Source organism: Saccharopolyspora terrae (assembly GCF_004348435.1).
GTDB lineage: Bacteria > Actinomycetota > Actinomycetes > Mycobacteriales > Pseudonocardiaceae > Saccharopolyspora > Saccharopolyspora endophytica.
Map to the genome: position 1 here is coordinate 23,065 of NZ_SMKS01000064.1, position 10,292 is coordinate 33,356.

General features: G+C 68.4%; 8 protein-coding genes, 2 tRNA genes and 1 rRNA gene. 7 read left to right on the forward strand and 4 right to left on the reverse strand.

Going from position 1 to position 10,292, the window contains the following annotated elements; all coding sequences use genetic code 11:
• The first annotated feature begins 16 nt into the window (after positions 1-16).
• Complete coding sequence (locus tag E1181_RS25685) at positions 17-829, forward strand: SAM-dependent methyltransferase (RefSeq protein WP_132678601.1); 813 nt, start codon at positions 17-19, stop codon at positions 827-829.
• A gap of 332 nt (positions 830-1,161) precedes the next feature.
• Here E1181_RS25685 and E1181_RS25690 read toward each other — a convergent pair whose 3' ends face one another.
• Complete coding sequence (locus tag E1181_RS25690) at positions 1,162-1,614, reverse strand: Ltp family lipoprotein (protein WP_132678603.1); 453 nt, start codon at positions 1,612-1,614, stop codon at positions 1,162-1,164.
• A 581-nt stretch (positions 1,615-2,195) separates the two neighbouring features.
• Here E1181_RS25690 and E1181_RS25695 point away from each other — a divergent pair.
• Positions 2,196-3,005, forward strand: a complete 810-nt coding sequence (locus E1181_RS25695; protein ID WP_132678604.1) for an esterase/lipase family protein — start codon at positions 2,196-2,198, stop codon at positions 3,003-3,005.
• A 66-nt stretch (positions 3,006-3,071) separates the two neighbouring features.
• Here E1181_RS25695 and E1181_RS25700 read toward each other — a convergent pair whose 3' ends face one another.
• On the reverse strand, positions 3,072-4,211 hold the full coding sequence (locus E1181_RS25700) for a L,D-transpeptidase (RefSeq protein ID WP_235877042.1): 1,140 nt from the start codon (positions 4,209-4,211) through the stop codon (positions 3,072-3,074).
• Between the two features lie 328 nt (positions 4,212-4,539).
• On the opposite strand from E1181_RS25700, the gene E1181_RS25705 reads away from it, so the two are divergent.
• The 5 genes from E1181_RS25705 to E1181_RS25725 all read left to right on the forward strand — a co-directional run bounded on the left by E1181_RS25705 (position 4,540) and on the right by E1181_RS25725 (position 7,676).
• A tRNA-Lys gene (locus tag E1181_RS25705) sits at positions 4,540-4,612 on the forward strand.
• Positions 4,613-4,762: 150 nt separating this feature from the next.
• Positions 4,763-4,835: transfer RNA gene (locus E1181_RS25710), tRNA-Lys, on the forward strand.
• A 133-nt stretch (positions 4,836-4,968) separates the two neighbouring features.
• On the forward strand, positions 4,969-5,955 hold the full coding sequence (locus tag E1181_RS25715) for a hypothetical protein (protein WP_132678607.1): 987 nt from the start codon (positions 4,969-4,971) through the stop codon (positions 5,953-5,955).
• Positions 5,956-6,087: 132 nt separating this feature from the next.
• A complete protein-coding gene (locus E1181_RS25720) occupies positions 6,088-6,618 on the forward strand; it encodes a DUF5134 domain-containing protein (RefSeq protein WP_132678609.1) in 531 nt (176 codons plus the stop codon).
• 134 nt (positions 6,619-6,752) lie between these two features.
• Positions 6,753-7,676 carry an ABC transporter substrate-binding protein gene (locus tag E1181_RS25725; RefSeq protein WP_132678610.1) on the forward strand — a complete coding sequence of 308 codons (924 nt, stop codon included), beginning with the start codon at positions 6,753-6,755 and terminating at the stop codon, positions 7,674-7,676.
• Position 7,677: 1 nt separating this feature from the next.
• Here the strand turns inward: E1181_RS25725 and E1181_RS25730 are convergent, their stop codons facing one another.
• Positions 7,678-10,044, reverse strand: a complete 2,367-nt coding sequence (locus tag E1181_RS25730) for a glycoside hydrolase family 3 C-terminal domain-containing protein (protein WP_132678612.1) — start codon at positions 10,042-10,044, stop codon at positions 7,678-7,680.
• Positions 10,045-10,174: 130 nt separating this feature from the next.
• Positions 10,175-10,291: ribosomal RNA gene (rrf, locus tag E1181_RS25735) — 5S ribosomal RNA — on the reverse strand.
• Between the last annotated feature and the right edge of the window lies 1 nt (position 10,292).

The window sequence follows — 10,292 nt, forward strand, 5'->3', positions numbered from 1 at the left end:
TGTAAGGGAGCGAGCTATGGCGCTGGACGAGTCGACGTTTGAATTTCCCGGGCTGGACTTGTCGAATGCCAGCGCGGCCAGGGTGTACGACTACTGGCTGGGCGGGGCGAACAACTTCGCCGTGGACCGCACCGTCGGAGAGAAGATCATCGAAGCAGTGCCCGAGGTTCCGGCCGCCGCCCGCGCCAATCGCGCCTTCCTGCGCCGCGCCGTCCTGTGGTGCGTGGCCAACGGGATCGACCAGTTTCTCGACCTCGGCTCCGGCATCCCCACCGTCGGCAACGTCCACGAAGTCGCGCAGGCCGCCAACCCCTACGCCCGGGTCGCCTACGTCGACAACGAACCGGTCGCAGTCGCCCACAGCCGCAACCTGCTGCACCACGACGCGCGCACCACGATCACCCACGCCGACCTGCGCAACGTCGACGACGTCTACGCCGCGCAGGAGGTCACAGGCCTGCTGGACTTCGATCGCCCGGTCGCCTTGCTGACACTGCTGGTCCTGCAGTATTTCCCGGACACAGCCCACACCGCCGAGCTCGTGCGCCAGTACTGGGACAAGCTGCCTGCCGGCAGCGTGCACATCTTCTCGCACGTCACCGGCGACGACCCCGTGGTCAACGGCGGCGAAGCCGCCCGGCTCAGCCAAACCATGACCACGCCCACCTATGCCCGAACCCACAGCGAAGTCCGTGCCCTGCTCGGCAACGCTCCCCTGGTCGACCCTGGCCTTGTCTTCGCCCAAAACTGGCGCCCGGAAGAGGCCCATTCCGAGCCCCAGCACTCGTGTGTCTACACCGGCATCGCCTACACCGACAGGCCCGGGTGACCCAGCGTGCTCGCCGATCTCGGCGGCACCGCATCGCCGCCGAGATCGAAACTAACTACAACGGCATACGGCACGTTCGGAATACGTGCACTACGCCAGCTATTCGGGACGACCTCAGCCCAGACGTTCCCGCGGCATGCACACCGCAGAAGCTGATCGCCACGCGGCAGCCTCGTCCTGTTTCGGCCATTGAACCTGTCGCTGTCTGCCTTATCGACGTAGTGGTTCCCGATCGCCGCGTAGGCGGCCCACGGCCCAGGCATCGCCTTGGCGGCCAGCTCACGCAGCGTCGCGGCAGCCTGCCGGAGTACGGCGGGGGTCATCGGTCTCAATTAACCGCTTAGGTGGGCCATAGCGTAATCGGCCTGCTCAGACGTGAACTGCTCAGCCTCGGAGGTCAGCTGGTCGTACAGCGCAGCATCGGAGAAGCTGCTCATTTCAAGGTACGACTCCGCGGCCTCCAGTGCCTCGACGTTGTAGTCGGCCGGCAGGTGCGCCACAGCCCACTCGGCAACATCCGGCGGAAACTGCTCCGCCTCCGACGACAGCTGCCCGACCAGGGCATCCCTAGAGAACGACCCGTATTGCAGGTAGGACCAACCAGCCTCGTAGGCGTTCTCATGCTGCCGCGACGGGTACCGCGTGGTGTCGTTGTTGAAGACCGGTGACGGGTCGTCCCTGGCCTGCATCGACGGCGACGCGGGGCCGCCGCAGGCGGTGCCGAAACCAACGGTGACCAGTGCCGCCGCAGCGGCAAGAGCAGTGGTGGGGATGATGGGCTTCATGACTGCTCCCCGTGGTCATCTGGCCGGTGGGCTCATGGTGAATCGGACGGCTCGTTGACGGCAGAGCCGTAAGTCCTGAGGTTCTCTTCGCGGAGCGCGGCGACCGCTCGGTGGGTGGGCGTAAGGGAGGAGTGGGAGCGAACTGGGAGCCGGGCGCGGCTCCCAGGGTCGTTGGGAGTCGGTTAGGCGCGGTCACGTAGGAGCACAGGCCTGGCGATGACCTGGGGCGATCCCTCCAACGCCGAGGATCAAAACCAGTCGATCTATGTTGTGGTCCCAGGTGTCGCGGGTTCGATTCCCGTCACTCACCCTTTGAGAAGAACTCCGGCCGATCACCAGGAATGGTGGTCGGCCGGAGTTCTTTCGTGCTGCGCCCGATTTTCGGGAGCGGAACGGGAGCGAATTCGCGCACCCCTCCCGCTCGATCGAAGAAGCCCTCGACCGGCGTTCGGGCAGGTCAGATCATGAACGTCCTGCTTGACACCGGTCGTGCCCCGGGCTAAGAACCTCTGCACGGTAACCCGTTCGGCCCCGTGCCCAGCGGTGTTCGGAGCATTCCCGGCTATTGGAGGAACGACCGCATGCGACACCGAGGGCTGCCAGCACTGCTCGCGCTGGCGATCGCGTCAGCGCTGCTCGGATCCGGCACCGCGCACTCCGCCCCGGTGGGCGTCTCACCGCCCGGTGCCAACGACTGGAGCTGCGTGCCCAGCCCCGAACACCCGCGGCCGGTCGTGCTCGTGCACGGCACCTTCGAGAACATGGCCAAGAACTGGTCGCTGCTGTCCCCGCAGATCAAGCAGGCCGGCTACTGCGTGTTCGCGCTGGACTACGGCAACAACGCCACGGGACCCGTCGAGAACTCCGCGCAGGAACTCGCGTCCTTCGTCGACGAGGTCCTCGCGGCGACCGGCGCGAGCCAGGTCGACCTCGTCGGGCACAGCCAGGGCGGCATGATGCCCCGCCAGTACCTGAAGTCCCTCGGCGGCGCCGCGAAGACCGGCGAGCTGATCGGAATCGTCCCGTCGAACTACGGCACCACCACTCCGCTGGTCGCCCCGGCAGGCGTCGTCTGCGAGGCGTGCACCCAGCAGATGCAGGGATCGCCGTTCCTGGCCGACCTCAACGCCGGTGACGACACCCCTGACGGCCCCGACTACACGGTCGTGACCACCCGCTACGACCAGGTGGTCACCCCGTACACCAACGCCTTCCTCCACGACGGCCCCGCAGGCGACCTGACCCACATCACCGTGCAGGACGCCTGCCCGAACGACCTCGCGGAGCACGACCAGAGCCCCAACGACCCGGTGGTGGTGCAGTGGGTGCTCCACGCGCTCGACCGCGAAGGACCCGCCAACCCCGGATTCCAGCCGAACTGCCTGCTGTGACCACCTCGACCGGGAAAGAGGAAGCGGCTGCGTCGGACTCCGACGCAGCCGCTTCGCTCGTGAGGGCTACTTGTTGCCCTTCTGCCACTCGTTCCACGGGATCTGCCAGTCCCCGAAACCGTCCCAGGAGCGGAGGTTCGGGCCGCCGGAGTTGGTGATCTCGACCACGTCGCCCTTCTTGAGCAGGTTGAAGATCCACTCCGCGTTGGCGTTGCTCATGTTGATGCACCCATGGCTGACGTTGCGGTGGCCCTGGTCGCCCACCGACCACGGAGCCGCGTGCAGGAACTCGCCGCCGTTGGAGATGCGGACCGCCCACTCGACCTCCGTCTGGTAGCCCCCGGCCTCCAGCGGCAGCCCGTAGGTCGTCGAGTCCATCAGCTTCTTGCGGTGGTGCTCGGTGACCACGTGCACGCCGTTGTTCGAGGGGAACTCCGGCTTGCCCAGCGACACCGGCATCGTCCGGATGACCTGGCCGTTCTTCTCCACGCTCATCTGGTGCGACGCGCCGTCGGCCTTGAGCACCACGCGGTCGCCGATGGTGATGGTGGCCTTGCGGTCCTCCTCGCCCCACAGGCCCGGACCGAACTCGCGGCCGTAGGCGTCCACCGCGATCGAGATCTTGGTGCCCGCCTGCCAGTAGTCCTTGGGCCGCCAGTGCACCTCGCGGCTGTTGAACCAGTAGAAGGCGCCCTCGACGACCGGCTCGGTGGCGACCTTGATCGCCTCCTCCGCCTTCCGCTTGTCCGGAGCGGGCGCCTTGCTGCTGAAGCGGAACACCAGCGGCTGGCCGACCCCGACGGTCTCGCCGTCCAGCGGGATCATCGACACGTAGGTCTGCGACTTCGGGTCGATCGTGGTGAAGGTCGACTGCTGCGTGATGGCCGGGCCGCCCGCGCCCTGCGCCGTCACCGCCAGCGTGTAGGTCTTGCCGTAACCGGCCTTCTCGGTCGAGGACCAGCTCGCGCCGTCCGGGGACACCTGCCCCGGCACCTGCTTGCCGTCGGAGTTGGTCAGCGTCGCGTTCACGATCCGGCCGCCGCTGACGTTCGCGGTCACCGGAGCCGCCGGCGACACGTCCTTGGCCCCGTTCGGCTGCGCGAACCGCACCACCGGAGCCGGCGGTCCCTGGTCCTGCCCGGCCTCCACTCCCCCGCCGCCGCTGCACCCGGCGACCAGCAAACCCACCAGCCCGACGACCGACACGGTCGTCAGGCGCCTAACCCGCGAGAGAGCCCCAACCGGGTTACGCCTTTTCCTCATTGGCAACTATCCGTCCCGTCCAAACCACACCTGCGCCTGAACACCAGTGTGCCGTAATCACCCGACCGTGCGTGCAGCGACCGGGTCCGCACTCAGTGTCATATTCCTTGTGCTGCTCCGGCCACCTCCGCGCACGTCCGGTGGACGTGCGGCGGGGCACCGGGGTTGCCCTCGACCGACGTGGAGACCCCCTGCCGAGGGCGCCGACGACCCGTGCTAATGTTTTCGACGTCGCCAGGGAGACCGAACGGAAACCCCGGGGGACGCGCTAGCGCCAATAGCTCAACTGGCAGAGCAGCTGACTCTTAATCAGCGGGTTCGGGGTTCGAGTCCCTGTTGGCGCACAGCAAACGAAAGGCCCGCCTCATCGGCGGGTCTTTTTCATTTCCGATACCGCTCGGACGAATATGACCGCGAACACGGGTGGGCCTGCTGCACAGGCCGTTCCGAGCCCGTGCTAATCTTTTTCGCGTTGCCGGGGAGACCCGGGGCGAGCGCCAATAGCTCAACTGGCAGAGCAGCTGACTCTTAATCAGCGGGTTCGGGGTTCGAGTCCCTGTTGGCGCACAGCGAAAGAAGGCCCGCCCCATCGGCGGGTCTTCTTTCATTTCGCGGCCTGATCTCGCTCCGGCACGTGAAAGCGGCGGGACAGCAGCCGGCGGGACTCTGGCGTGGTTCACCAGGCCACCCCGGAGGAAACATGAAGATCCCGCTCGCGATGGCATCCGCAGGAGCACTCCTCCTCGCCGCCACCACCGTCTCCACCACGCAAGCCGCAGCGACCGATGAGCTCGAATGGGTCTGCGCGGTCACCGCGCGGGAGCAGTCGCTGCTGCTGCCCGGCGAGGCCGTCGACCGGTTGGTCGCCGAGACCCCGTCCTACCGCGGCCCCTGCGCCGAGTACGGCGAGTCCGCACCGCTCGGCGACGGCCGGATCACCGCCTACACCCAGTTCCTCGACTCGCGCCCGGTGTCCATCGGCGTGCGGATGTCGGACGCGAGCTTCAGCGGGTTGCCGCACGACCCGCCGACCGACGGGACGCTGTGCTTCGACAAGGACGGGGACGGCAGCACCGATCCGGTCCACGAGTGCTCGGGCGGCTACGGGCAGAAGCTCGAGCTGGGTGAACGCGCCCGGCAGCAGCTCGATTTCCCGTTCACCTACGTCCTCAACAACTGGAACCCGCACGGCCACATCCCGCTCGGCGTCTACGACAAGCCGCACTACGACGTCCACTTCTACCTCAACGACAACGCCGAGCGGCTGGCCATCCGCACCGGCCCGTGCCCGCAGCTGGTGCACTGCGACGACTACGAGCTGGGCAAGCGGTTGCCCGATTCCCGCTACGTGCCAGCCGATTTCACCGACGCCGACGCGATCGAGCCCGCGATGGGCAACCACCTGATCGACCGCACCGCACCGGAGTTCAACGGACAGCCGTTCCGGCACACCTGGATCCACGGGGTCTGGAACCGCGAGGTCACCTACTTCGAACCGATGATCACCTCGGAATGGCTCGACGGGCTGCGCACCGGAGCCGTCGAGGACGGCTGCTACGACCGCAAGCTCCCGGCCGCGTGGCAGGAGACCGGCTGGTACCCCACGACCTACTGCACCCGGCACAGCGAGACACGCCACGAGGTGTCGGTCTCCCTGGAGGACTTCGTCCACCGCACGGCATCATGACCGTCCACTGAGGACCTGGCCACGCCTGGTCACCACCGGTTCAGCGAAGTCCGCCCGCAAGGCGGTATCTGCGGACATCCCGAGGCACCAACAATCGATCCCGCACGCGGCTCCCGGCGACGGTGGAGGGTCATGTTCGAGCACGTCATGACCGGCGCGGTCGTCGCGGCGACGGTGACGGCGCTGGTGCGGCTCGGAATCGCCCACCACAAGCGCGAACACCCCTGCCACGTCGACGTCGCCCAGCTGATGATGGGCCTGGGCATGGTCGCGATGCACGTGACGCCGTCGCCGCTGCTCGCCGCGCCGTTCCTCGTTCTGGTCTGCTGGTTGGGGTTTCGCGCGGCGCGGCTGCGCACCGGCTCGCACCTGCACCACGCGATCGGAGCGCTGGCGATGGCTTACATGTTCGCCGGGCAGCAGTCCGGGGTCGCCGGAGCACCACTGGTCACGGCGGGCCACCACCACGCTTCCGTCGCGATCGCGGCGCAGGCCCCGGGTTTCGCGCACCCGCTGCTGGCGTGGTTCCTGGTGGCCTACTGCGCGCTGGCCGCGGGCTTCGCCGCCACCGACCTGGTGCGCACTCCGCCACCGCGGGTGCGTTCCCTGGTCGAGCTGGCGCTTTCGGCCGCGATGGCCCACATGTTCCTGGTGATGCTCTAGAAGGTCCCCGGTAAGCACCCGCTGACAGTTTTCCCTGCTAATGATCAGTATTACAAGCCACCACCCTGGTCACCCACTGGTGGACAGGTTAGGCTACCCAAACTTTTGCACGATCCCGACAGATTGGGTGCCCCATGCTGCGCCATCGCAGACTCATCGCGGCGCTGTCCGCCGCGTTCGCCCTGGGCGTCGCCGGTTGCGGCACGCCCGCGCCCGAGCAGCCCGCTCCCGCCCAGAGCCGCCTCGTCCAGCACGCCAAGGGCCAGACCACCATCGCCGGAACACCGCAGCGCGTGGTCGTTCTCGACACCGGCGAGCTGGACTCCGTGCTGGCGCTCGGCGTGAAGCCGGTCGCGACCGTGCTCCCGGACGCCAACACCCAACTCCAGCCGTACCTGGCGCAGAAGGCCGGCAACCCCGAGATCGTCGGCACCATCGGCTCCCCCAATCTGGAGAAGATCGCGGCCCTCAAGCCGGACCTGATCCTGTCCAGCAAGACCCGCGACGACGAGCACTACGAGGCGCTGAGCAAGATCGCCCCCACCGTCTTCGCCCAGACCGTGGGCAAGACGTGGAAGGAGAACTTCCTGCTCGACGCCGATGCCCTCGGCAAGCGCGCGGAGGCCGACCGGATCCTCGCCGAGTACCAGGCCCGCGCCGCCGAGATCGGCAAGCAGGCCGCCGGGCGCAAGGTCAGCATGCTCCGGTTCATCCCCGGTGACATCCGGCTCTACAACAAGGGATCGTTCATCGGAACCATCCTCGCCGACGCGGGCTTCAACCGCCCGGACAACCAGCTCGGCGACAAGACCTTCACCAAGCTCAGCCGCGAGCAGATCTCCCAGGCCGACGGCGACATGCTGTTCTACGCCGCCTACGGCGACAACGCCCGCCAGCAGATGAGCCAGGTGACCAGCTCGGTGCAGTGGACCACCCTCGGCGCGGTGCGCGCGGGCCAGGCCATCGAGGTGCCCGACGACACCTGGTACCTGGGCCTGGGCCCGCTCGCCGCCGACCTGGTGCTCGACGACCTGGAGAAGTTCGTCGCCAAGAAGTGAGTCAGCGCCCGGCGTCGAGGCGGAGATCGCCGGAGCTCGGGCCGACGCGCACGTCCTGCGCGCCCGGCTCGACCTCCACCGTCACCTCCACCTCGGCCCCGGGTTCTGCCTCGGCCACCGCGAAACCGACCAGCCGCAACGGATCCGCGGTGTAGACCTGCACGACCTCGCGGCCGGCGCGGTCACCGGTGTTGCGCAGCTTCACCGTGACCGCGTCGCCGTCGAACGTCGCCCCGTCGTACGACCACGTCGTGTAGCCCAGCCCGTGCCCGAAGCTGAAGCCCGGTGTGACGCCCCGCGCGGCGTAGGCGCGGTAGCCGATCAGCGGCCCTTCCTCGTAGCTCAGCTCCCCGTCGACGGGCTGCACGCCCGGCAGCGGCACCGGCACGTCCGCGAGCGCCGCGGGCAACGTCGTGGGCAGCCTGCCGCCCGGCTCCGCGGTCCCCAGCAGGACGTCGGCCAGCGCGTCGCCGTACTCCTGACCGCCGAACCACGTCCACAGCACCGCCGGCGCGTCCGCCGCCCACGGCATCAGCACGGGACCACCTGCGTTGACCACCACGACGGTATTCGGGTTGGCCGCGATCACCTTCGCCACCAGCTCGTTCTGCGGGCCGGGCAGGTCCAGCGAGTTCCGGTCCCGACCCTCCGTCTCGACCTCGTCGTTGGTGCCGACCACGACCACCGCGACATCGCAATCCCGCGCCGCCCGCAACGCGGCCTCCAGCTCGGTCGCGTCGTCCCAGCGCTCCGGCCGGTGGCCAAAACCCACGCAGATCAGATCCGCGTCGACCTTCACCGGCCTGAACTCCACCGCCAGGCGAACGCGACCCGCCTCGTCCAGGTCCGATTCGACCAGCACGACGTTGAAGCGCTGCTCCGGCGGCGCCAGCATGTCGCCCAGCGGATCGTCGACCTCGCTGCTGCTCTTGACGTCGGCGGACAGCACCTCGCGACCCGAGACCTCGACGCGGAAGTTCCCGGTGCCGTTCACGCCGAACACGTGCTCACCGACCTCGGCGGTGAGCCTCCCGCTCATCCGGAGCTTCCTGGTGCCCTCCGGCATCGCGCCCAGCTGCCACGTCAGCCGCTCGGTGCCGCGCAGTTCGGTGTCGAGCACCTGGCCCTCGTCCCCGAGATACTCCACGCGCAGACCGCTGCCGTCACCCTGCGGGTCGAGCACCAGCTCGCGCGGGATCGGGTCGAGAAGCCGCTGGTGCCGCACGCCGCGCTGGTAGTGGACCTCGGCGTTCGGCAGGGCCCTGCGGATGCCGTCCAGCGGAGTCACCACGTGCGGCGGGCTGACGTGCGACGAGCCCCCGCCCTGCACCGCGGGGAACGTGGCGTTCTCGCCGATCACCGCGACCTTGGTGACCTCCTGGTCCAGCGGGAGCAGCGAGTTCTCGTTGCGCAGCAGCACGAACCCGCGCGCCGCCAGCTCCCGGATCGAGGCACGTGCCTGTTCCGGCGGGGCTTCCACGGCCTTCTGCTCGACCCCGCCCTCACCCAAGGCGCCGACGCGGTCCGCCAGGCGCAGCAGCCGCAACACCTTGTCGTCGAGGACCGACTCCTCGACCTCACCGTCCTGGACCGCCTTCGCCAGAGCGCCATCGGCCCACGGGCTCTTCGGCCCCGGCATCGCCAGGTCCAGTCCACCGTTGGCCGCACCGGCGCAGGACCTGGTGGCGAACCAGTCGGAGACCAGCACGCCGTCGAAGCCCCACTCGCCCTTGAGGACGTCGTTGACCAGCGCGGAGTGCTCGGTCATCGTGTGGCCGTTGACCGAGTTGTAGGCGGCCATCATCGCCCAGGGCTGCGCTTCGTCGACGATGCGCCGGAACGGTGCCAGGTAGCAGTCCCGCAGCGTCGCCTCGTCGATCACCGCGTTGTAGGTGAGCCGTTCGGTCTCGCTCTCGTTGCCGACGTAGTGCTTGGGCGTGGCAGCCACACCGCGCGACTGGATGCCGGCGACGATCTCCGCCCCGATCACGCCGGTCAGCAGCGGATCCTCGGAGAAGTTCTCGAAGTGCCTGCCGCCGAACGGGCTCCGGTGCAGGTTGATCGTGGGTGCGAGCACGACGTGCACGCCCCGCCGGACCGCCTCGTCACCGAACAGCTCGCCGGCCCGCCGGACCTCGGCGCGGTCCCAGGTCGCAGCCAGGCCCGACGCGACCGGGAGCAGCAGCGAGGTGTCGCGCTCGTCCCAGGTCGTGCCGCGCACCCCGTTCGGGCCGTCCGACAGCACCAGCCGGCGCAAGCCGATCTTCGGCATCGGGTGCAACGTCCAGAAGTCGGCGCCGGTCAGCAACCGGGCCTTCTCCTCCACCGTCAGCTTCTCCAGCAACGATCGGAGGTCGTTCTCTTCCACTCCCGTGCCCCTTCCGCCCGGACTCCGGCGACCAAGTCTCGAGCACGGAAACGACCTTGTCGAACGGAGACACGAAAAAGCGAGGCCGGTTGATCCTGCTCGGATCAACCGGCCCCGCTCATAAGGATTGTGTCGGCGGTGTCTTACTCTCCCACACCCTAGCGAGTGCAGTACCATCAGCGCTGGGGAGCTTAGCTACCGGGTTCGGAATGGGACCGGGCGGACCCTCCCCGCCATCGCCACCGACA

What these genes read in the sequence shown, in the direction of transcription:
- E1181_RS25685 (WP_132678601.1), top strand. Translation starts at nt 17, where the DNA reads ATGGCGCTGGACGAGTCGACGTTTGAATTTCCCGGGCTGGACTTGTCG.
- E1181_RS25690 (WP_132678603.1), bottom strand. Translation starts at nt 1,614, where the DNA reads ATGAAGCCCATCATCCCCACCACTGCTCTTGCCGCTGCGGCGGCACTG.
- E1181_RS25695 (WP_132678604.1), top strand. Translation starts at nt 2,196, where the DNA reads ATGCGACACCGAGGGCTGCCAGCACTGCTCGCGCTGGCGATCGCGTCA.
- E1181_RS25715 (WP_132678607.1), top strand. Translation starts at nt 4,969, where the DNA reads ATGAAGATCCCGCTCGCGATGGCATCCGCAGGAGCACTCCTCCTCGCC.
- E1181_RS25720 (WP_132678609.1), top strand. Translation starts at nt 6,088, where the DNA reads ATGTTCGAGCACGTCATGACCGGCGCGGTCGTCGCGGCGACGGTGACG.
- E1181_RS25725 (WP_132678610.1), top strand. Translation starts at nt 6,753, where the DNA reads ATGCTGCGCCATCGCAGACTCATCGCGGCGCTGTCCGCCGCGTTCGCC.